This is a genomic window from Flavobacterium sp. LMO8 (assembly GCF_009495755.1).
Lineage (GTDB): Bacteria > Bacteroidota > Bacteroidia > Flavobacteriales > Flavobacteriaceae > Flavobacterium.
Genome location: NZ_WIBJ01000006.1, coordinates 32156 through 52723 on the forward strand (window position 1 = coordinate 32156; position 20568 = coordinate 52723).

Genomic DNA, 20568 nt, shown 5'->3' on the forward strand with positions numbered 1-20568 from the left:
TTAATATTATTTTTTTGATTTTCCCGTCAGCGAAAGTAAGAAATAACTAGAAAATCCGAAAACAAATGCAGTAATTGTAGCTAAAATAAAACTTCCTACAAGGTATTGAGTTGTGTGATTTTTAATTGTTTCAAAAGAAAACTCCTGATTTTGGTTAAAAAACACCTCACCTACAACAAAATATGAACCTACTTGTAAAGATGCAAAAATAATAAAAGGAATCATGGGAGGAATACTAATATTAGAAAATGTAAACGCTAATATTTTATTCCATCTAAATAAAACAGCTAAAAAAATAACTAAGACAGTTTGAAATCCCCAAAAGGGTGCAATTCCTATAAAAACTCCTAATGCAATTGATAATGATTTTACTAAATTAGAATCGTTACTTTCTAAAATTTCATCTTGTATGAATTGCTTTATTTTTTTTTTTTGGAAACTTCTAAAAAAATCTCTTGGTTTAATATATAAAAGGGTTATTAATACTAAAATGGTGTTTAGGATGCTAATTCTTGTAAAATCTTTAAAAGGTCTAAAATGCGTTACGCGTTCGGTTGGGTCGTATAAAATTTTTACAGGAATATTTTTCACAATAGAACCTTTCCAAGCAGAACGAACAATAACTTCGATTTCGAACTCAAATTTTTTGGTAAAATATTTCTTTGGAATGTGTAATAATGGATACAATCGATAACCTGATTGTGTGTCTTCTAATTGAATTCCGGTTTCAAACCAAAACCAAAAGTTAGAAAATTTATTTCCAAAACTACTTTTCTTTGGAACACCTTCCTGGTTCATATTTCGGCTACCGATAAGTAAAATATTACTATCGTTATTATCCAATTCTTCTAAAAAAACAGGAATATCATCAGGAAAATGTTGTCCGTCTGAATCTATTGTAATAGCATAATGAAATCCGTTTTCAATTGCTTTTTTAAATCCTAATCGGAGTGCATTACCTTTTCCTTGATTTTTGGAAATTGAAATAGAATCTATAGAAGAATACGAATTTATAATTTCTGAAGTACTATCAGTAGAACCATCATTCACAACAATGACATTGGTTGTATATTGCAATACACCATCTATAACTCTTTTTAAAGTTTTGTGATTATTATAAGTTGGAATAATAACACATACCTTTTTAAGATTCATTGTTTCTGAAATAGTAGAATTTGAAAGCATTCTATTTGTTTAATTGTTGTTTTTCAGCTTCAGTAAAAACTTTTGACTGATTTACAAAATCTCGTATATATTCTTTTAAATCAACTGATTGTTTGTTAAACAAAAGTACAATTTGTTTTTTATCACTTTCAATATTTTGTTTGTACTTTAATATTTTGGGCGTATTTTCTTGAATACTTAATCGAATTAAACGCGCTTCAATATTATTGGGATTCGATATAATTACCGATTCTAAAATAGTAATTCCTTTGACAAACTCTTCTTTCTTTTGTTTAATTCCAGTTGTATGTTTTGCTTTTAAAGCAATTGAAGCTCCTTTATAAGCTAATAAAGTTTCATCATTTTTTGAATAATTACTCATAAAATTATGGAACTTCATCGCATTGGTTTTAGAAACCGAAGATTCAACATACATTTTTCTAATGTCTGTAACATTATAACTTTGGAAATAAAAGAAAGTTATTAAAAATACTATTGATGAAATTAATTTCAAGAAGTTATTTTTTTATACGTATTTGAAAGTTTTAATGCTACAGTTTCGTCAAAACTTGTAGTGTTTTTTACTTTAATTTCTGAAGCTTCATTTTCAGAAACTTCTAATTCCAAAGTAAGTTTCGCATTAACTTCTGGATTAATTAAAGCCATAAACTTTACGTTTGAAGTGCTTACCATAGTCAAAGAAACATTTAAAATACTTTCTGTAATTTCTTTAATTATTTGCATCATGCAAACTCCTGGTGTTACAGGATTTCCTGGAAAATGTCCTTTAAAAATGGCGTGATCTTTATTTAAAGTAATCGAAGCAACATATTTGCTATCGCTAATTGTGTTTAATGAATCTACGCTATAAAAATCCTGTAACAACATAAGTTTTATTTTATTATTTTACGTCAAATTTATAAAATCCACCAAGAGAAAACACAACATTTGTATGATTTCCATCAGAGTAATCTAACACAGGAATAATTCCTTTTTTAACTCTTGCTTCAACACCAAAATTTGGAGTAATGTCGTATCCTAAACCTAAGAAAAATGCTAAATCTACACTTGCATCTGTATCAAAATTTTGATCTACAACAAATTCAAATGTTGGTCCAACATGAACATTAAATTTATTGAAAGTAAATTTATTAGCAATTCCTACAGCTAAATAAGACACTTCTAAATCTTCAGTTCTGTTTGACATAGAAGAATCATCATAATATTTATATTCCGAACCTTGTCGAGAGTAATTAATTTCTGGTTGTAATGAATAATATTTTGTTAATTTTAAATCTCCAAAAAAACCAAGGTAAAAATCGGTTCTAGATCCAAAATCTCTATCACTAGTAAAACCATCGTCATAGTATGAATCATTTCCTTTTGAAAAGTGTGAAAAATTAACACCACCTCTAAAACCCGGTTTAAAAGTAACTTGAGCATTACTAATAGTAACACATCCGAATAAAATGACTAATAAATAAAATGCTTTTTTCATGTTAATTGTTTATTTGATTAAAATCTATTTTAAGTTTAATATTATTATGTTGAATATTGATATTTTCAGCAAAAGTAGTTTTTTTTGATTGAAAAGTAAATAGAACTTTTTCCTTTCTTTTGTTAGTCTTAATTATCTTAGTTAAATTGTTTGAAAATTCATCAAAGAAGTAATAAACATTATTTTCTGTTTGATAAATTACTTCATTATTTCTTTTATAAGTTTTAAAAACTTTACTATTTACTTGTAACAACGTTCTAAAGTCGTCTCTTAGTGTATTAATGATTATTTTTTTATCGAGATTATCAATTACAAAATTTACTTTAAAACTGCTTTCTGAAATTTCAAAATCTAAGAGTTTATTTCCAAAATCGGTGGTTAAAACCATTCTATGAATACTGTCGTTAATACGTTTTGCAATAAAAATTCCGCCCATTTTGTTTCCATAAATCTCTATGTGCGTTTTATAAACATAATCCAACGAAGAATCTGAAAAGTATTGATTTTGAACAAATTGCAAAGAATTATCTACAGAAACAGCATCTTTAATTTGATACGATTTACATGATATAAAAAGGCTAAAGAAAGCACTAATTAGTAAATACCGAATCATCAAATTTTGCATTAATTACTTTGTTTTTGAAAATGATTTTTGTGTAATCTCCAGATGATTCAATTAATTTAACTTCTGAAACTGTAGCATCTTTTAAAGGAAAATACAAATCAATTTGCTTAATCATCTTTTTTATCGAGGCTATTTTTGGAATCAACTTAGCGATGTAATGTTCCTTTGTTTTGAAATACGAAATGTCAAATTCCTTATCATCAAACATATTACCACTAACACTTCCAACTATAAGCTTATTAATTTTTTCGAAAATTTTACTTTTTGCATCTACCGTACTTTTATTGCCTTGATCGTTTATGTACACTTTATTATTTTTAAAAACAATACTGTATTGGTAAGGCTTAGTGTATTGCCAATTTAACAAATTTGGAGATTTGAAGTACATTTTACCAGAAGTTTCAATGTCTTTCGTTAAAAAATCCATATGTTTTATTTGAACAAAATCAGTTTTTATAGTTTTAATACTTTTTGACTGATTTTCAATAGTTGCTTTAAATTTAACTATTTCCTGAGCCGCCATTTTTTGCTCTTGTGCGCTCATTTTAAAGCTACAAATTAAAATAATCAGCACTAAAAATTTAGTTTTCATAAGCAGAAATTTCTAATAATTCTTCAATAGTTACTGTTTGATAACCTTCTGATTGCAAAAATAGCAATAACTGTTCCAAAACTAATACTGTTTTAGCAGAAGTATCATGTAATAAAATAATTCCTCCAGGTTTTACTCTATTTTTAATTCGATTTGAAATAGAGTTTTCACTTTCAATAACCGTATCTAATGAACGAATATTCCAACCAATTACGATTTTATTTGTTTTAGCAACAGCTCTAGCTATATTAGGATTAGTCACTCCAAAAGGTGGTCTAAAAAGTTTTACTTTTTTATTAACGACTTGAGATACTAAAGCATTGGTTTGATCAATTTCTGAAACTATTTTTTGGGTAGAAAAAAAACCATTCCATTTAGGATGCGAATATGAATGATTTCCGATGTTATGACCTTCATTTAAAATGCGTTTAAGAATTTCAGGGTGCTTTTCAATTTGTTTCCCAATGCAAAAAAAAGTGGCTTTTGCATTATATTTCATTAAAACATCTAAAATCTCTGGAGTTTTTTCATGAGGACCATCGTCAAATGTGATAGCGATATTTTTTTTATGTCTTGAATTGCCTTTGCAAATTGCTTTAGTAAAATAATTCAATCTTATATCAAAAGCGCCCCAAGTTGTAATAATTAAAAAAGATAATAAAAGTAGTACATAAAAAAGCATACTCGCTTTAGTGAAAAACAAAATCGCAAGCAGTACAAAAAATATAAATACAGAATATTTATGTCTTAACATTTTGATAAAAGTACTAAGCTATGGTCTTTTCCTTGAAACTGATTATAAAGTAATACTTTTGAAAAAGTAGTTTTTTCAATAGAGTTCATTTTTACAATTTGTGGAATTGCTTGACTTTTAAGAATGGATGCACCAACCCAAAATCCAAATGCCGAAGCTGTATTGAATTCACCACATAAATGTTTGTAATAAACTTGCGGAATTTGGCTAAATAACGAACCAACAGCTGTGTAATAAGTATCAAAATTAATATCTCCGTTATTTCCTAAAACAACAACGTCAATATCTTGAATTTTTAAATGATTTTTATCTAAAAAATCTCCAATGAAATTATCAACATCATTAACATTCAATTCGTTTTGAATTTGTAAAGCTTCTAAAACGGCATACGAATTTTCCTTTTTTACATTTTCTAAAGTCACGAAAGTTGCGCCTTCGCTGTAAACAACACCTGTAGAATTAGAGTTTAAAACAGAATAAGGTTGATCGCTTTCTTTTTTAATGATGTTAACCAGTTTAAACAACTCCATTGTATGTGAAGAGGTTTCGTCTGCTGCACCAACTAAAATGGTATTTTCTTCTTCGTTTTCAAGTTGTAATTTTGCATCAAGCAAAGCTGATTCAAAAGAAATTGAACCATTAACATACGTGAAATTATAACCTTTACAACCTAATCCTAAAGCAATTTGTGCACCAACAGTATTGTGTGTAGATTGAATAAAATTGGTTGGTGTTAAGTATTCCTCGTTATTATCAATTAGTGCTTTTAAGAATTTTTCAGAATCTTCAATACAACCCATACCAGTTCCTGTAATTATGGCATCTGGAACTTCAACATTTGCTTCTTTCAATGCTTTTGTTGATGCTGCTAAACCCATTTTAACTCCTTTTGCCATTCGTCTTGCTGCGGCTGGCGGAATTAATTCTTTGTACGAAGGTTGTTTAGCATAAACTATGTTTTCGGTTGTATTAATTTCAACCGATTCTAAGAAAGATGTTTCATATGTATCTTGCGAAGAGACGCATCCCATTCCGTTAATGTAGCACTTTTGCATTAGTTCTTTGAAAATATTAAAGTGGAACAATTCCCTCCAAATCCGAAAGAATTTGAAAGCACATGATGTATCTCTTTTTCTTTAAGCGTAAGTTGTGGCGTTAAATTGAATTCTTCCATGTTTGTTTTAAAATTCAAATTAGGAAAAATAATATTATTCTGAATTGCCAAAATACTATAAACTGCTTCAATACCAGCAGCTGCTGCTAAAGTATGACCTGTAAAAGGTTTGGTTGAACTGAAATCAGGGACATTTTCTCCAAATATCCTGATAATAGCTCTTCCTTCAGATAAATCGTTATTTGGAGTTGCCGTTCCGTGGGCGTTTATATAATCAATTTCGCTTGGTTGAATTTTAGCCATTTTGAAGGCTTTGTTCATTGCTAAAAAAGCACCATCACCGTTTTCCGAAGAAGCTGTTTGATGAAAAGCATCGTTTGCATTTCCAAAACCGGTAACGTAAGCCAAAACTTCTTTGTTTTCATTTTTCACAATTGTCTCCGATTCTAAAACTAAAAATGCTGCTGCTTCACCTAAATTTAATCCTTTTCTGTTGTTATCAAACGGAGCATTGTAGTCATCAGACAAAATCATCAACGTTTTAAATCCATTTATGGTAAATTTTGCTAAAGCATCTGTTCCTCCAACCACTACTCTATCTAATTCGCCTGATTGAATTAATCTTGCGCCTAACATAATTGCATTTGCTGCAGAAGAACAAGCCGTACTAATTGTAGTAACCATACCTTTCAATCCGATACAATTAGCAATTTTTTGAGAATTATCGCCAATATCGTGACTGGCTATGTATTTTTGGCAAGCTTCGTTTTCAAAATATTCGTAATAATATTTTTCAGTCATATCCATTCCACCAACGCTTGTTGCTGAAATTAATCCTGACTTATATGCATTCATATCGCTAATTTTTGCATTTTCAACTGCTTGTTTAGCTGCAATAGCACCTAATAATGCGGTACGAGAATAATTATTATCACTTGGTAAATTAAGTTGCTCGGCTAATTGCTCATTAGTCAGTTTAATTTCACCCACTTTAATGATGTCTTTATGAATCGTTTTAATGTTTGAAATTGTAGAAAGTCCCGTTTTTAGGGAAACTAATGAATGGAAGTTTTCCTCAACAGTATTTCCTATTGAAGATATAATTCCCATGCCTGTAATTGCAACTTTCATTTATGATTGTATTATTTAGTTCTGTTTTCAGCAATATAAGCTGCCATAGTTTCAATAGATTCGAAAATTGCTTTTCCTTGTTTTGGATCGGCTAATCTAATTCCGTATTCTTTATCTAAAAGCACGATTAATTCTAAAGCATCAATTGAATCTAAACCTAAACCATCGCCAAATAAAGGATCGTTATCGTTAATATCTTCAATTGTAATATCTTCTAAATTTAAAACTTCAATGATTTTTGATTTTAATTCTTGTTTTAAAGCTTCCATAATTATTGATTGTATAATGTTTGTATATTTTGTTTATCGTGTGCAATTGTTCCTGATTTTTCTACTAAGTAAACAAAAGCTTTGTATTCGTTTTTATAATATTCTACCCAACCGCAAAGTACTTTTTCTGTTTTACCGCTTTCTAACAAATACGATGCGTAATTTGACATGAAATCGGGTTTAAAATCATCAAACACAAAAAAAGCATTCTCTGTTTTTAATTGATGTTTGATACTTATTTCGCCCACACAAATATTAGGTAATGTGTACACAAAAACGGCAGGACTTGGAAAATAATTTTCGGAATCAGAAATTGAATCTTGATATTTTACATCCGTATCTAAACTTGATGATTTATTAGCAAATACAAGTGCTATATCGTTTTCATTCTCTAAATCGATGTTATCTTTTAAGATTGCTTCTGCTCCTAAAAAGGCTAATTTACTTAAATTATCCATTTTAAAAAATTTTGGATATTCTAAGCCGATTGTTTTTGATGCATTTTTAATAAATTCAGGAAATAATACATCGTTCATTTCTAAAACGGTTGTTCCGTTTAGTTGAAGTGTATTATTTTCTATTTTGCAATAGCTTGATATGTGATAATTTGTTGTCAATTTTAATTTATTTTTTCAAACAATATTGCTGTATTACATCCGCCAAAGCCTGATGCTGTTTTTAAGAAATATTTGATTTCTTTTTTTCTATTTTCTTTTAAAATAGCAATAGGAATAGAAACCCCAGAGTTTTTAAATCCTTTTGATGCTAATAGTTCTTCGTTGTAAACCGATTGCAATCCGATTACAATTTCTAACAATCCAGAAGCACCTAATGTGTGTCCGTAGTAGCCTTTTAAACTATTTATAGGAACAGTATCAATATGGGAACGAGAAAAAGCTATTGCTTCCATTTCATCATTATATAAAGTTGCAGTTCCGTGAGCCGAAATGTAATCTAATTTATCTTTTGTAATATTTGCTTCTTTAAAAGCACTTTCAATACTTTTAAACAAGCCTTCACCTGTTCTTGATGGTCCAGAAATATGATTGGCATCGTTTATAGCTCCATCTCCAATAATTGCTACAGCATTGTCAGTTGGTTTTTCCGAAGAAACATAAACCGCTGCAGCTGCTTCGCCAAGAGTTACTCCATTTCGAGATTCATCATAAGGAGCACAAGGCAAACTACTCATCGCTTGAAAGGAATTAAAACCTGACAAAACGAATTCGGAAATTTCATCTCCAGCAATTACAAATGCGTTTTCATAAGCGCCAAATTGAATCATTCGTTTAGCAACAGAAACCGCTAAAACTCCAGAAACACAAGCATTAGAAACCACAATTGGCTCTGCTTTAAATCCAAAAAAAGTACTTATTTTTTTTGCCAATGTTGCTAATTGCGCTTCTTCAATTGGTAATTCTTGATTTTCTAATAACGAAATATTTCCTTTTGTTGTAGAAAGAATTAAAACTGATTTTTCGGCAACTTTATTTTTATTTACGATTGGATGTAATGCTAAAATGAGCATCTTTTCTAATTTGGTAAACGTGTTTTCATTAGAAACTTTTAGAAAACTTTCATTTAACTTTTCATCTTCAATGATAGAAGCATAAATAGAAGAAAGATTTCCGCATTTTTCTTGAAATTGAATTCCCGATTGCCCTTTTACAAGCGCACTCCAATTGGTTTCTAAATCAAAACCTAACGGAGTAACGCAATTCGCATCGGTAATGTAAATTGTTTTATTTGCTATCATTTTAATAATCCAACGCTTTTTTTCCATTCTTCATAAAAAGAAGGAGCATTTAAAACTAAATTTCCATCACTATCTAAAAACACTTGAACGGTTTCACCTGTACAAGCGACTTCATTATTGCTATCGTAAATTACATATCTAAAAATCATTTTAGCAGCTGGCGAATCTACAATTGTAGTTTCAATTCGAGCTACATCGCCATATTTTAATGACAATTTATGTTCGCATATCGATTTTACAATTGGTGTTGTATAACCGTGTTTTTGAACATCTAAATATGAAATACCGTGCAATCTTCCAAAAGCTTCTCTTCCATCTTCAAAATAAGTGATATAATAGCCGTGCCAAACAATTCCTAATGGATCTGTTTCGTTAAATCGAACTCTAATATCTTTAGAAACGCTTAAATGAGAGGCCTCGTTATACTGCTCTTTTCTTTTTATCATATTGGATGGCAATAAAAATTGTAATTATAAAGAACAAAAGTAGTAAAAATATTTCGGGAAGAATTTCTATAGCATCAGCTTTACGAAGTAAAACATCATAAAATGCGTTTAATCCCCAATTCATAGGTGAAATATGCGAAATAACTTGCATTACTTTTGGCATGGCAAATACGGGAACCCAAACACCACCAATGGCAGCCAAAATTACTACCGAAGTTGCTCCAAAAGGTGCTGATTGTTCTTGAGTTTTAGCAATAGTTCCAAGTAAAATTCCGAATCCAATTGCTGCTAATCCTGAAAATAATGCCACAACACTCATTAGAAAGAATTTTCCATCTAAATCTAATGTTGGTAAACTTAAATACGGAAATAAATACATTCCAACTAAAACCATTAGATAAAACTGAATCATACAAATTACCAAATACGTAATTGTTTTTCCAGCAATTACAACATAATATGGAACAGGATTAGTAAGTAATCGAATTTGTGTTCCTTGCCCTTTTTCTTTAACAATATTAATAGAAAGCGGAACAATTATAAAAAAGATGGCAAATAAAGTCCAAGCCGGAACGTTATGTTGCACCGAATTTGGTAAAATTTCTTTATTATCTACCGTTGGAACAATTTCTTTAAACGTAATGAAACTTTCTTGCTCAAAGATGGGTTCTTCTCCTTCACCTAATTGCTCTTGAAAAGTAGCGTAGATGGATTTGGTTTCAATTTGAGAAATCATTTTATCAATACTACTTTTTACATTACTTTTAAAAGTGGCTTGCGTAGCAGGATCAAAATAAAGTCGGACTTCTTTTTTGTTTATTATTTGTGGAAGTGAATCTTTTTTTGGCTCTTCTGAAAGATCACCAATTCCAAAATTTGAAATTATTTTGTCTACGTTTTGATTTACTTTTAATTGCAAATCTTTACTTAGATTTTCGGGAATAATAATAGCTAATTGAAATTTCCCTTTAAAAACAGCTTCTTTTGCTGAATCTTCTGTTAAGTTTTTTCCATCTAAAGAAGAAACAATTTCAAACTGACCACTATTATTTAGGTTTTCTATTACCGATTTAGAAATTTCGCCTTTATCGTTATCAATTAAAACAACAGGAATTTTACTTTCGGTAACCGTTCTAAACGTGCTATCTTGAATTAAAGTAATGGTAATAATTAATACCAAAGGCATCACAAATAAGATGATTAAACCTCCAAAATCTCTTTTCAATAAAAGAAATTCTTTGTAAACCGACATCCATAATTTATACATCATCGCGAAGTTCTTTACCGGTTAATGAAATAAAAACATCTTCTAAATTATGTGCACCAGTTGTGCTTTGAATCAATTCGCTTGGTGTTCCTTCTGCATAAATTGTTCCTCTATCGATAATGGCAATTTTAGTACAAAAATCCTGTGCTTCGGTTAAATGATGCGATGTATAGATAATTGTAGTTCCTTTTGCATTTAATTCTCTTAAATAATCAATAATTACATTTTTAGATTGCACATCAACTCCAACGGTTGGTTCATCTAAAAACAAAATTAATGGTTCGTGTAAAATTCCAGCAATAAGATTAATTCTGCGTTTCATTCCGCCTGAAAAAGTTTCGATTTTCTTATCAGCAAACTTCAATAAACCTAATTGGTCAAGAGCTAAATTTACTTTTTCTTTCAGAATTTTACCTTTAAGTCCGTACATACTTCCAAAATACAACAAGTTTTCTCTAGCCGTAAGTGTTGGATATAATGCGTATTCTTGTGGAACTACACCAATTGTTTTTTTAATTTCAAATGCGTTTTTTTCATAAGTAAGATTGTTAATGCTAAAATTACCCGAAGTTGGTTTAATAATTCCGCAAAGCATTGATATTAAAGTGGTTTTTCCGGCGCCATTTGGACCGAGTAAACCGTATATTTCTTTTTCCTCAATACTTAAATTTAGATTATTTACTGAAAAATAATCTGCCTCTTTATATTGCTTAAAAAGTTGATTAATTTGAATTATGTTTTTATTGCTACTCACTTTAGATGGCTTTTTTAAGTTTCTTAAAAAACGCTTCTTCTAAATCTGCAATATGAAGCAATTGATCTGCTAATGTATTGTATACATCTTCCAAATTACTTCGATTTTTGTATACGCGAGAAGCATCTACGGCGAAATCTCTCCATAAATCACCAATTTGAGTAATTTCTAACGAAAGTTCTTTTAGCTTATCATTTTTTAAAATTACTGCAGCTTCTTGTAAAAAAGCACCATAAATAAATCGGAAACCACCGCCTCCAGTTCCTATTTCTTCTTGCATACGAATCATTTGAGCTAAATAATGATTCGCTACCTTAACTCCTTTAGTTTTTGGCCATTTACGAATACTTTTTGCTAAAAATCGCATAGCTGCAACGCCAACAATTGGCACCGGAGCTAACATGTCGTTACAGGTATTCTTGATTCCTTTTTTAATGGCTTTTTCCCAATTAATTTCAGATGGAATATTAGTTGGATAATACATTTGTCCTTTTGGAGAAAGTACGCCTTTTGCAAATCTTACTTTTTCTAATTCAGATTCTGATAACGTTGTAACGGTTTCCATTACAGGATCGCTGATTAAAAAAGTATTATCTTTTTTTCCGTAAACTACTAAATTGTGAGCATTAAAATGAAAACGATATTCATCTGGAAAATATGTTAAATTATAAACTCCAACTTGTAAACCTGTTGGAATGTTATTTTTAAGGTTATTTTCTAATGCTATTTGTGCCTTTTCAGGACTTGAAAATTTTATTCTCTTAACTGTAATTCCTAATCGTTTTGCTGCTTTATTGAAAATAAAACCTGGCATAGGACGATAGCTTATTGCTGGTGCTTGATTAACTTTTAATAATGGAAAATAAAAAAAGAACAATCCCGAGCCAATACCAAAAACCATTGGTTCGCTGATATTTATTCCGTTGAATTTTAATAAATTAGAAGCAACTCCATTTTCACAATGTGCTGATTGATGATGTGTAAAATTGGTTTCCATTAAGCTCCTTTATAATTTGTTAATTCGGCTACCGAAATCTGAAAAGTATCTGCATATTTTTGCAGTATTTTTTGATTTAATTTTTTAAAAACAGCAGGTTTTGCATGTCTTTTTACTCTCCATTTCCACATTCCAACATAATCGGCTAGTGTAATCCAGTCCATTCTATGAAGTTCCATGAAATATACAATTGGACTTGCTTTTCCTGATTTTATATCTTGTTTTGCTTCTTCTATACGTTCGTTAATTGCATTTATAGAATTTTCTAAAGCAATTGTTTTAGGTTCCCAGCCGGTGCTTAATCCTGTAGTGTAATTTCCGTTTTCATCAGTTGCGTAACATAATTCTTTTACATTACTTTTAGATAAATTACTTTCATCTTGAGGTATTTCTTCTTTCTTCATATTACTTTACTTCTTGAATGAATAAATTTATTTCCGATTCTAATAAAAGATTTTCGTCTTGATAGGTTTGACATTTCATAGTACAAATACTGTAATCGTCAGTGTCAAATCTTGAAACTAATGTAGCAGATGTTTTAATCGTTTGATTTACCATAGGCAACATAAATACTGATGCTTTTTTGATTCCGCTAATAAAGCCAACTAATTTTACATCTTCTTTAATTTCATTATCTCTCGTAAGAAAATAAGATTGTCCTACAATGCAAGAACAAGTTTGTGCTGCATTTTCTATTAATCCTACTTCTGAAAAATAATTATTTTCTACAAAAACGTTACTTGAATTGATTTCAAAAACCGAAGTTACTGAAGTGGTTGTTATTTCTTTTAAAACATCAACCATAAGCATAGGTGCTCTATGTGGTAAAAAGTGATTGATATTTATTTCTGCTTCCTTCAAAACCTGATTCATTATGTTATGCTAAAACGGTTTTCATTTGTCCACGAGCAATTTCAACTTCATTAAGAAGTACTGAAATATCTACTAATGTAATACCTGCAAACTCTTGAAGCACATTTACTTTTGTGACAAGATTATCGTTTAATTTTGGTAATTGAAAAATCTCAATTGATTTAATTGACCCAATATAACCTGTTGGTGCTGGTTCCTGCTTTAAAAAAAACTGATAACCCGTATACAAAGCCACTGATTGTGCCATATGTTCGATTAAACCTGCTTCTTGAAAAATTGCGTTTTTGGTAAAAATATTTGTTTCTTCAACTGTAAATCCTGAATTGATGAAATTTTCGCCAAAAGCCAAAACTTTATCTACCATTACAAATGGAAACTTTTGCGGAATAAGATTTCCTACAAAATTGCGATCTAAAATTGGTAAAGTAATGTTTTCCATTAGCAAACCGTTAAATAAGCATATGAATATGAAAAACGTCCGCTTTCTGGGACAGATAATAATACTTTATCACCTTTTTTCAAATTACCCGAATTCATTAATTCTTCTAACATCAAATAAATAGATGCTGAACCAACGTTTCCAACGTGTTTTAAATTCATAAACCAACGTTCCATTGGAATCTCTGTATTTTGCTCTTTTAAAGCTTCATATAAACCTTTTACAAAGTAATGAGAAGAAACGTGAGGTAAAAAGTAAGTTATTTGATCTGCACTTAAATTATTTTTATCCAAAGCTGCTTTCATACTCAAGGCACCTTTTTGTAAAATATGAGCGTCTAACAATTTTACATCTTGCTTAATAGCAAATACAGATTTTGAAAGCCATTCTGAAGATTTATAATCGCTCCAAGGTTTTATGCTTCCGTCTGGTCGTTTGTCTCCTCCAGCATACATACAAGTTTCTAACTCATATGCATATGAAAAAGCTTCCATCCATTCTATTTTTAAAGAAATATTTCCACTTGGTTTATTTTCTAATAAAAATGCAGCGGCACCATCTGATAACATCCATCTTAAAAAATCTTTTTTGAAAGCAACGATTGGTTGTTCTTCTAATTTTTTAAGATTGATAATTTCGTTTTCAAATTTATCGGCTAACATCCAAGTTGAAACTCTTTCAGAGCCAGTACAAATTGCATTATTCGTATTTCCTGATTTTACAGATAAATATCCGAATTTTAAAGCATTCATACCTGCATTACAAACTCCAGAAGAAGAATTTAATTCAACTGATTGATTTTGTAACAATCCGTGAACCATAGCGGAATGCGATGGCAAAAGTAAATCGGGAGTTGAAGTTCCACAAGATAATAATTCAACATTTTGAGAAGTAAAATGGTCATCAAATAAACCATTAATTGCTAAAAAGGTTAAATCGGCATTAGAATGAGTAGGATTCCCATTTTCATCAATTGCATAGAATCTATTTTTAATTCCGTTATTTCTCAAAACTATTCGTCTTGCTTTTGAGGTTTCATCATTAATTAGACCCAACATATTTTCCATTTCATCATTTGAAATAGGATTATTCGGCAAGAACTTACTAGATTTTGTTATGTAAACTTCAGACATTCTTATTAAACTTTATATCTTTTTGTAAAGAGCTTTTTCTTTTGCTATTTTATTAGCAATAAATGGATATTTTAAAAGGTGCAATATAAATACAATTGGTGAAATTACCCAAATAGCAACCCACAAATATGCATTAAACACTTTTAACCAAAATTCTCTTGATTTTTTTTTATTTATGATAAAATTTGACCATGTTTTAAACATTTTATTCGCTTTTTTGTCCATTTCAACTAAAAACGGTCTAATTTCAACAGCGTCTAATTTTAATAATTCGTCTTGCAAATTGTTAAAATTTTTATTTAAGAGCGATTCTTTGATAACATTTCCAAATTTTGAGGCATTTTTAATTTCAGAATCGGCAACTCCTGGCAAAGGAAAAATGCCAAGATATTTTGTTTTTTTGCCTGAAAACATCCAATGCACAATTGTAACCACGCTAATATGATTAATATTTCTATCTACCAAAGCTATATTACCCACTAAATTTGCTTGTACATCTAAAAGCAAAACTTTCATTTTTTCTTGTGCCTTTACCCACATATTTCTTGCTCCAATAACTGTAATTACGGGAGTGTTTTTGAATAGTTGCTTTGCAAAAGAGCTTTTAAGAAATGAATTAACTGGAATAGAAGGCGATAAATACCAAACTTGATAACCTAATATAATTAAATCATATTGTTTTTCTAAAATGGCATTTGATGGTGCTTTTATTGGTGCTGGAATTTGTAAAAAAGATTCGGGAAATGCATTAAAAAAAGCTGATTTTTTCCAGGGAAAAGGAAAATCATTCTCCATTTCAATGGTATAATGCGTAATATCAATTTCTTCATCTGAAGAAAATGGAAGTGTCAAATTATCAAGAATTTCAGTTAATTGACCCGATTGCGAGTAGTGTATTACTAAAACGTTTTTCATGTTTACTGTTATTAACTTACGTTAATTTTCTTAAAATTTCTGATTTTATCTTCTCTTTTCTTGTGAACAAACACGCTCCATGTTGTGCTATCTTCGGCATCATAAATTTTAATTTTCTGAGAATCATCATTAATTAATAAATCATCTGAAGTACAATTTAAAATTTGAGCAGCTGCTGCTAAACCAGAATAAGTAGCGCCCGTTACCCCATGAGATAATGTACTTGCTCCACATAAATACAAATTCTCAATTTCGGTTTTATTTTTATATGAAAATGGCCCTACTTGATTTAGTGTTTTATTTGTTCCGTATACATTTCCGTTTGTAGAATTGATGTAAAACTGATTGGTTTTTGGAGTTCCTAATTCGGCTTGAACGACATAATTTCGTACATTAGGAATAAACTCATCCATATTGTTTAGGAATTTCTCAACGATTCTTTTCTTATATAACTCATAAGCTTCTGAATGATAATCTTCTGAAGAATTAAAGTCTTTAAAACTATCATAATCTACATAAGTAACCACTTCAAAATTATGGTATTTCCCATTATAACTAACTGGATCTTTAAGCGTAGTGCAACTAATAAAAAGGGCTGGAAATTTATCTCCTTCAATAATATTCCCTTTTGTTAAAGTATCAAAATGATTGTCTATATTTTCGTCTTCAAACTTCCATATATTACCCGAATCGATACCATATTTGGTTACATCTACTTCTAGAGTTAAAAATAAGATTAAAGAAGTTACTGAATATTTTGTTTTAGATAGTTTCTTGTCTAATTTTTTACTGATATTTTCTTTACCTATTAACTTTAAAAAAGTGATAGATGGATCGGCATTTGAAACAATTGTATTAGCTAGAATAGTTTCACCCGTTGCTAATTCGACTCCTTTTGCTTGGTTATTTTCAACAATAATTTTTGTAACTTTTTGACTCACTCGAACTTCTCCGTCAAAACTTTTAATTTTACTAGTCATAGCTTTAACTATGCTACTTGCCCCACCCATTGGGTAAAATCCACCATCAAAATAATGATTCATAACCGAGCAATGAACAGGAAAACAAGCTTGTGAAGGAGGTAAACCATGATCGCCACATTGCGAATTTAATATAGCTTGAAGCTTTGAATCTTTAATATGCCAACCTATTACACGCTTTAAGCTAAAAAGGGCAAACTTTCCAAAATGTTTTGTTCGAAAAGGAACGGTGATTTTTTGCCATAATCCTTTTAATTTTGGCATTAATTGAAGTTCGTAATTTACTTTTTGAATTAAAGAAAGGTATTCTTTGATGTTTTTTTCTTCTTTAGGAAATGCTTCAATTAATTTGTTTTGAAAATTATTAATTCCTGCTGGAATATCGAATTTTTGGTTACCAATTATGCAATGATCATAACCGTTTTTGTTCATTCTAAAAAAGGTTAAGTCATTAGCAATTCCTAAACCTTTATATAAGTCATTTGTTGATTGCCCTTCATCGAGTAAACCAATATAATGTACGCCTGGACTAAACCGTTGCCCATTTAACGTAAAAGTATGACACCATCCTCCTGGAACATAATGTTGTTCTAACACTAAAACTTTTTGACCACTTCGAGCCAAACATAAAGCAGTAGACAAACCACCAGCTCCCGAACCTATAACAATTGCATCAAATTTTTCCATTATTTCTACATAGCAATAACTGAAAAATACAATTTTGCTTTTTAATTATTACTATTTATTTCCAAAAATCAAAATAATTGAACCATTGTAAAGGATATTTTTTCAACATACTTTCAAGGCTTTCAGTGTATGATTTTAGAAGTGCTTTTTCATCTCTATGTTTTGCATTTGATTGTCTCGTATAAAGATGATAATGCAAGTTAGCTTCTTTCATTACATAAACAAACACTACAGGAACATTTAATCTCGAAGCAATTAAGAAAGGGCCAGATGGAAAACTTGCTTCTTTTCCTAAAAGAGTTTCTCTCATTACTTTTGTTCCTTCAAAATATCTATCTCCAGTAAAACATACTAATTCATTATTTGCTAAAGCACCATTAATTTCATAAATATGAGATAAATCGTCTTTAATTAGAATAAATTTTATAGATGATTTTTGAGTGACTGTATCTAAATATTGTTTTATAGCCGAATGTTCTCTATCTGTAGTAACAAGATTTATTTGGCAATCAAAATTTATATCTCCAAAAAAATGTTCTGCTATTTCAAAATTTCCAATGTGAGCACTTATTAAGACTCCTCCTCTTTTTTGAGCTTGTAAATCTTTTAGAATATCGATACCATCAAACTCGTACGTGAATTTATTTCGTAATCCAGCAGAAATAGCTGTTTTATCAATAATGGTTTGCCCAAAAGTAAAGTAACTTTTGAAAACCATGAGTTTAGACTTAAAATAAGAATAATTAAGCCTTTCGTGAAAATAATAAAATATTTGTTTGTTACTTTCTTTTAAGAATATAAAATAGTAAAAAGCTACAAAAACTAAAACAGTGTAAGCTGCTTTAATTCCGAGCTTTTTTATACAAAAAACAAATATTTTATATCCAAGTACAGTACCTTTAGATTTTCCATCCCACTGACTCATGATATTTTATTTATTAGCGTTCTGTATTTTAGTATCAATTAAATTATAAAAATCTTGAAAAGAAGCAATTCCAACGAAGTCTGCTTCTCCTAATTTAACCCCAAAATTTGATTCAATTGCAACAACTAAATCTACATAATCTAAACTATCTAAACCAAGAGTATCTTTTAAATTTAATTCAGGAGAAATTACATCACCATCTACTTCAAATTCATCTACAAAAATCTCGTTTACTTTTTCAATAATTTCTTCGATTACCATAATCATATTAACTTTCTATTTTTTTTACTACAATTGCTGAATTTGTTCCACCAAATCCAAAAGAATTTGACAAATATACATCAAATTTCTTATTTATTGTTTTGGTCGCAATATTTAATTTTTTTGAATCTTCATCAGGGTTTTCGAAGTTTATATTAGGTGCAATAAAATCATTTTGCATCATAATAGTAGAGTAAATAAGCTCGCTTGCACCTGCCATCCAACATTCGTGACCTGTCATCGATTTTGTAGAACTAACATGAGGACCATTCTCTCCAAAAACTTCAAATATTGCTTTTGCTTCGTTAGCATCTCCTAAAGGAGTTGATGTGGCATGTGCATTAATATAACCTACTTCAGATGGATCGATATTTGCTTGCGCTAGTGCTCTTTTCATAGCCGTTGCAGGCCCTTCAACGTTTGGAGTTGAAATATGACCTCCGTTTGAAGAAAATCCGTAACCGATGATTTCGGCTAAGATGGGTGCTCCTCTTTTTACAGCAGATTCATAACTTTCAATAATTAATGTAGCGCCACCACCACTTGGAACTAAACCATTTCTACTAGTATCAAATGGTCTTGACGCTTTTGTTGGATTAGCTTCATCTGGTGAAAAAACACCAAGTCCATCAAAACTTGACATGGCATATTTATTAATTTCTTGCGCTCCACCGCTGATAACAATATCTTGTAAACCACTACTTATTAAAAGGTAAGCCAAACCTACAGAATGCGAACCACTAGCACAAGCTGCACTAATAGTCATATTTACACCACGCAATCTAAATATTGTAGATAAATTCATGGTAACGGTTGAATTCATTGACTTAAAAATGGCTCCTGAACCAATTAAAGCGGTATCTTTTTTTTCTCTAACAATATCAATTGCATCAATAATTGCTTTAGAAACGCTGTCGTTTCCATACAAAATACCAACTTCATTTTCATCAAAAAAAGCATCTTCAATTTTGGCATTTTTTAATGCTTCTATGGTTGCTAAATAAGCATATTCTGTTTCTTCACCTACACTTACTCTTTGTCTTCTGCTTAAATGATTTTTTAAATCAGGTTTAGGAACGCTGCCTGTTAATGCAGATTGAAATCCGAATTCTTTTCGTTCTTCATCAAAAATAATTCCTGATTTACCCTCATATAAAGATTGTTTAACTTCTTCTATTGAAGTACCAATACAAGAATAAATTCCCATTCCAGTAATAACAACTCTTCTGCTCATAGCTAATTTTTATGAATAAATTCCACCATTAATATTGATAACTTCACCTGTAATATAACCCGCTTTTTTTGAAGTTAAGAAACCAACTAAATCGGCTACTTCTTCTGCTTCTCCAAAACGGTTTACAGGAATCATTTTTATCAATTCTTTTTCGTCTAATTCACCAGTCATATCGGTTCTAATAAATCCTGGGGCTACAGCATTTACGGTTATATTTCTTTTAGCAACTTCTTGTGCTAATGCTTTTGTTGCAGCAACTACAGCTCCTTTTGCAGCAGAATAATTAGTTTGCCCTGGTGTTCCTTTTACACCAGAAACTGAAACCATATTTACAATTCTGCCATATTTATTGCGTAACATTTTTTGAATAAAAAAATTAGTTACATTAAAAAAACCATTCAAGCTTGTGTTGATTACGTTATTCCAGTCTTCATAAGACATCCACATAAACAAGCCGTCTCTTGTGATTCCTGCATTGTTTACAATAACTTCAACTACAGCTGTTGGATTTGCTTCTTGCCATTTTGTTAATGCTTCTTTTACTTCATCTGCATCCGAAACATTAAATTTAATAATTTCTCCTGTTGAACCATTTTCTTTTACAGCTTCTAGTGTTTTTTCAGCTGCTTCAACATTTGATTGATAATTGATTAATATATGATATTCTTTAGACTCTGCTAACTTCTTACAAATTGCACTTCCAATTCCTCTTGATCCACCTGTAACTAATGCACACTTCATTTTTCTTATTTTT

General features: G+C 30.2%; 26 protein-coding genes. All 26 read right to left on the reverse strand.

The features are described from left to right. Nucleotides 1-6: 6 nt before the first annotated feature. Complete coding sequence (locus tag GFJ94_RS00510; protein WP_153199352.1) at nucleotides 7-1185, reverse strand: DUF2062 domain-containing protein; 1179 nt, start codon at nucleotides 1183-1185, stop codon at nucleotides 7-9. 1 nt (nucleotide 1186) lies between these two features. Continuing rightward, complete coding sequence (locus GFJ94_RS00515; RefSeq protein ID WP_153199354.1) at nucleotides 1187-1678, reverse strand: hypothetical protein; 492 nt, start codon at nucleotides 1676-1678, stop codon at nucleotides 1187-1189. Next, nucleotides 1675-2052: a 3-hydroxyacyl-ACP dehydratase gene (locus GFJ94_RS00520; RefSeq protein WP_153199355.1), complete on the reverse strand. Its 378-nt coding sequence runs from the start codon at nucleotides 2050-2052 to the stop codon at nucleotides 1675-1677. The genes GFJ94_RS00515 and GFJ94_RS00520 overlap by 4 nt, the downstream gene beginning before the upstream one ends. A gap of 13 nt (nucleotides 2053-2065) precedes the next feature. After that, the gene (locus GFJ94_RS00525; protein ID WP_153199357.1) at nucleotides 2066-2662 is read right to left on the reverse strand and encodes an outer membrane beta-barrel protein; all 597 of its coding nucleotides are present in this window, start codon (nucleotides 2660-2662) and stop codon (nucleotides 2066-2068) included. Between the two features lies 1 nt (nucleotide 2663). Next, nucleotides 2664-3275, reverse strand: coding sequence for a hypothetical protein (locus GFJ94_RS00530; RefSeq protein ID WP_153199359.1), 612 nt, complete (start codon nucleotides 3273-3275; stop codon nucleotides 2664-2666). Continuing rightward, entirely contained in the window at nucleotides 3253-3879 is a 627-nt protein-coding gene (locus tag GFJ94_RS00535; RefSeq protein WP_153199361.1) for an outer membrane lipoprotein carrier protein LolA, read from the reverse strand. The genes GFJ94_RS00530 and GFJ94_RS00535 overlap by 23 nt, the downstream gene beginning before the upstream one ends. Further along, the gene (locus tag GFJ94_RS00540) at nucleotides 3869-4561 is read right to left on the reverse strand and encodes a polysaccharide deacetylase family protein (RefSeq protein ID WP_238989417.1); all 693 of its coding nucleotides are present in this window, start codon (nucleotides 4559-4561) and stop codon (nucleotides 3869-3871) included. Before GFJ94_RS00540 ends, GFJ94_RS00535 begins: the two co-directional genes overlap by 11 nt. Nucleotides 4562-4626: 65 nt before the next feature. Further along, on the reverse strand, nucleotides 4627-5688 hold the full coding sequence (locus tag GFJ94_RS00545) for a beta-ketoacyl synthase N-terminal-like domain-containing protein (protein ID WP_153199365.1): 1062 nt from the start codon (nucleotides 5686-5688) through the stop codon (nucleotides 4627-4629). After that, on the reverse strand, nucleotides 5688-6878 hold the full coding sequence (locus GFJ94_RS00550) for a beta-ketoacyl-[acyl-carrier-protein] synthase family protein (RefSeq protein WP_153199368.1): 1191 nt from the start codon (nucleotides 6876-6878) through the stop codon (nucleotides 5688-5690). The genes GFJ94_RS00545 and GFJ94_RS00550 overlap by 1 nt, the downstream gene beginning before the upstream one ends. A gap of 11 nt (nucleotides 6879-6889) precedes the next feature. Then, nucleotides 6890-7147 carry a phosphopantetheine-binding protein gene (locus GFJ94_RS00555; RefSeq protein ID WP_153199370.1) on the reverse strand — a complete coding sequence of 86 codons (258 nt, stop codon included), beginning with the start codon at nucleotides 7145-7147 and terminating at the stop codon, nucleotides 6890-6892. A 2-nt stretch (nucleotides 7148-7149) separates the two neighbouring features. Next, nucleotides 7150-7764 carry a 3-oxoacyl-ACP synthase gene (locus tag GFJ94_RS00560; RefSeq protein ID WP_153199372.1) on the reverse strand — a complete coding sequence of 205 codons (615 nt, stop codon included), beginning with the start codon at nucleotides 7762-7764 and terminating at the stop codon, nucleotides 7150-7152. Between the two features lie 2 nt (nucleotides 7765-7766). Further along, nucleotides 7767-8903, reverse strand: coding sequence for a beta-ketoacyl synthase (locus GFJ94_RS00565; RefSeq protein ID WP_153199374.1), 1137 nt, complete (start codon nucleotides 8901-8903; stop codon nucleotides 7767-7769). Next, the gene (locus GFJ94_RS00570) at nucleotides 8900-9349 is read right to left on the reverse strand and encodes a thioesterase family protein (protein WP_153199376.1); all 450 of its coding nucleotides are present in this window, start codon (nucleotides 9347-9349) and stop codon (nucleotides 8900-8902) included. Before GFJ94_RS00570 ends, GFJ94_RS00565 begins: the two co-directional genes overlap by 4 nt. Further along, entirely contained in the window at nucleotides 9324-10619 is a 1296-nt protein-coding gene (locus GFJ94_RS00575; protein ID WP_162523760.1) for an ABC transporter permease, read from the reverse strand. The genes GFJ94_RS00570 and GFJ94_RS00575 overlap by 26 nt, the downstream gene beginning before the upstream one ends. Beyond that, nucleotides 10609-11370, reverse strand: coding sequence for an ABC transporter ATP-binding protein (locus GFJ94_RS00580; RefSeq protein WP_370513774.1), 762 nt, complete (start codon nucleotides 11368-11370; stop codon nucleotides 10609-10611). Before GFJ94_RS00580 ends, GFJ94_RS00575 begins: the two co-directional genes overlap by 11 nt. 1 nt (nucleotide 11371) lies before the next feature. Continuing rightward, nucleotides 11372-12367 carry a BtrH N-terminal domain-containing protein gene (locus tag GFJ94_RS00585; protein WP_153199377.1) on the reverse strand — a complete coding sequence of 332 codons (996 nt, stop codon included), beginning with the start codon at nucleotides 12365-12367 and terminating at the stop codon, nucleotides 11372-11374. After that, complete coding sequence (locus GFJ94_RS00590; RefSeq protein ID WP_153199379.1) at nucleotides 12367-12771, reverse strand: hypothetical protein; 405 nt, start codon at nucleotides 12769-12771, stop codon at nucleotides 12367-12369. The genes GFJ94_RS00585 and GFJ94_RS00590 overlap by 1 nt, the downstream gene beginning before the upstream one ends. Before the next feature lies 1 nt (nucleotide 12772). Then, on the reverse strand, nucleotides 12773-13240 hold the full coding sequence (locus tag GFJ94_RS00595) for an ABC transporter permease (RefSeq protein ID WP_153199380.1): 468 nt from the start codon (nucleotides 13238-13240) through the stop codon (nucleotides 12773-12775). A gap of 4 nt (nucleotides 13241-13244) precedes the next feature. After that, on the reverse strand, nucleotides 13245-13679 hold the full coding sequence (locus tag GFJ94_RS00600; RefSeq protein ID WP_153199382.1) for a hypothetical protein: 435 nt from the start codon (nucleotides 13677-13679) through the stop codon (nucleotides 13245-13247). Further along, nucleotides 13679-14812, reverse strand: coding sequence for a beta-ketoacyl-ACP synthase III (locus tag GFJ94_RS00605; RefSeq protein WP_153199384.1), 1134 nt, complete (start codon nucleotides 14810-14812; stop codon nucleotides 13679-13681). The genes GFJ94_RS00600 and GFJ94_RS00605 overlap by 1 nt, the downstream gene beginning before the upstream one ends. Before the next feature lie 12 nt (nucleotides 14813-14824). Beyond that, the gene (locus GFJ94_RS00610; RefSeq protein WP_153199386.1) at nucleotides 14825-15727 is read right to left on the reverse strand and encodes a dialkylrecorsinol condensing enzyme DarA; all 903 of its coding nucleotides are present in this window, start codon (nucleotides 15725-15727) and stop codon (nucleotides 14825-14827) included. A gap of 11 nt (nucleotides 15728-15738) precedes the next feature. After that, complete coding sequence (locus GFJ94_RS00615; RefSeq protein ID WP_153199388.1) at nucleotides 15739-17394, reverse strand: NAD(P)/FAD-dependent oxidoreductase; 1656 nt, start codon at nucleotides 17392-17394, stop codon at nucleotides 15739-15741. Nucleotides 17395-17449: 55 nt separating this feature from the next. Further along, entirely contained in the window at nucleotides 17450-18319 is an 870-nt protein-coding gene (locus tag GFJ94_RS00620; protein ID WP_153199390.1) for a lipid A biosynthesis acyltransferase, read from the reverse strand. Nucleotides 18320-18325: 6 nt separating this feature from the next. Next, nucleotides 18326-18580: an acyl carrier protein gene (locus GFJ94_RS00625; protein WP_153199591.1), complete on the reverse strand. Its 255-nt coding sequence runs from the start codon at nucleotides 18578-18580 to the stop codon at nucleotides 18326-18328. A gap of 7 nt (nucleotides 18581-18587) precedes the next feature. Further along, entirely contained in the window at nucleotides 18588-19814 is a 1227-nt protein-coding gene (locus GFJ94_RS00630) for a beta-ketoacyl synthase (RefSeq protein ID WP_153199391.1), read from the reverse strand. 9 nt (nucleotides 19815-19823) lie between these two features. Then, nucleotides 19824-20555, reverse strand: coding sequence for a 3-oxoacyl-ACP reductase FabG (gene fabG, locus GFJ94_RS00635; protein ID WP_153199392.1), 732 nt, complete (start codon nucleotides 20553-20555; stop codon nucleotides 19824-19826). Nucleotides 20556-20568: the final 13 nt, after the last annotated feature.

Excerpts from the sequence above, each read along its gene's own strand:
- GFJ94_RS00510 (WP_153199352.1), bottom strand. The coding sequence starts at position 1,185 with ATGCTTTCAAATTCTACTATTTCAGAAACAATGAATCTTAAAAAGGTA.
- GFJ94_RS00520 (WP_153199355.1), bottom strand. The coding sequence starts at position 2,052 with ATGTTGTTACAGGATTTTTATAGCGTAGATTCATTAAACACAATTAGC.
- GFJ94_RS00525 (WP_153199357.1), bottom strand. The coding sequence starts at position 2,662 with ATGAAAAAAGCATTTTATTTATTAGTCATTTTATTCGGATGTGTTACT.
- GFJ94_RS00530 (WP_153199359.1), bottom strand. The coding sequence starts at position 3,275 with ATGATTCGGTATTTACTAATTAGTGCTTTCTTTAGCCTTTTTATATCA.
- GFJ94_RS00535 (WP_153199361.1), bottom strand. The coding sequence starts at position 3,879 with ATGAAAACTAAATTTTTAGTGCTGATTATTTTAATTTGTAGCTTTAAA.
- GFJ94_RS00540 (WP_238989417.1), bottom strand. The coding sequence starts at position 4,561 with ATGCTTTTTTATGTACTACTTTTATTATCTTTTTTAATTATTACAACT.
- GFJ94_RS00545 (WP_153199365.1), bottom strand. The coding sequence starts at position 5,688 with ATGCAAAAGTGCTACATTAACGGAATGGGATGCGTCTCTTCGCAAGAT.
- GFJ94_RS00550 (WP_153199368.1), bottom strand. The coding sequence starts at position 6,878 with ATGAAAGTTGCAATTACAGGCATGGGAATTATATCTTCAATAGGAAAT.
- GFJ94_RS00555 (WP_153199370.1), bottom strand. The coding sequence starts at position 7,147 with ATGGAAGCTTTAAAACAAGAATTAAAATCAAAAATCATTGAAGTTTTA.
- GFJ94_RS00565 (WP_153199374.1), bottom strand. The coding sequence starts at position 8,903 with ATGATAGCAAATAAAACAATTTACATTACCGATGCGAATTGCGTTACT.
- GFJ94_RS00570 (WP_153199376.1), bottom strand. The coding sequence starts at position 9,349 with ATGATAAAAAGAAAAGAGCAGTATAACGAGGCCTCTCATTTAAGCGTT.
- GFJ94_RS00575 (WP_162523760.1), bottom strand. The coding sequence starts at position 10,619 with ATGATGTATAAATTATGGATGTCGGTTTACAAAGAATTTCTTTTATTG.
- GFJ94_RS00585 (WP_153199377.1), bottom strand. The coding sequence starts at position 12,367 with ATGGAAACCAATTTTACACATCATCAATCAGCACATTGTGAAAATGGA.
- GFJ94_RS00590 (WP_153199379.1), bottom strand. The coding sequence starts at position 12,771 with ATGAAGAAAGAAGAAATACCTCAAGATGAAAGTAATTTATCTAAAAGT.
- GFJ94_RS00595 (WP_153199380.1), bottom strand. The coding sequence starts at position 13,240 with ATGAATCAGGTTTTGAAGGAAGCAGAAATAAATATCAATCACTTTTTA.
- GFJ94_RS00600 (WP_153199382.1), bottom strand. The coding sequence starts at position 13,679 with ATGGAAAACATTACTTTACCAATTTTAGATCGCAATTTTGTAGGAAAT.
- GFJ94_RS00605 (WP_153199384.1), bottom strand. The coding sequence starts at position 14,812 with ATGTCTGAAGTTTACATAACAAAATCTAGTAAGTTCTTGCCGAATAAT.
- GFJ94_RS00610 (WP_153199386.1), bottom strand. The coding sequence starts at position 15,727 with ATGAAAAACGTTTTAGTAATACACTACTCGCAATCGGGTCAATTAACT.
- GFJ94_RS00615 (WP_153199388.1), bottom strand. The coding sequence starts at position 17,394 with ATGGAAAAATTTGATGCAATTGTTATAGGTTCGGGAGCTGGTGGTTTG.
- GFJ94_RS00620 (WP_153199390.1), bottom strand. The coding sequence starts at position 18,319 with ATGAGTCAGTGGGATGGAAAATCTAAAGGTACTGTACTTGGATATAAA.
- GFJ94_RS00625 (WP_153199591.1), bottom strand. The coding sequence starts at position 18,580 with ATGGTAATCGAAGAAATTATTGAAAAAGTAAACGAGATTTTTGTAGAT.
- GFJ94_RS00630 (WP_153199391.1), bottom strand. The coding sequence starts at position 19,814 with ATGAGCAGAAGAGTTGTTATTACTGGAATGGGAATTTATTCTTGTATT.
- fabG (WP_153199392.1), bottom strand. The coding sequence starts at position 20,555 with ATGAAGTGTGCATTAGTTACAGGTGGATCAAGAGGAATTGGAAGTGCA.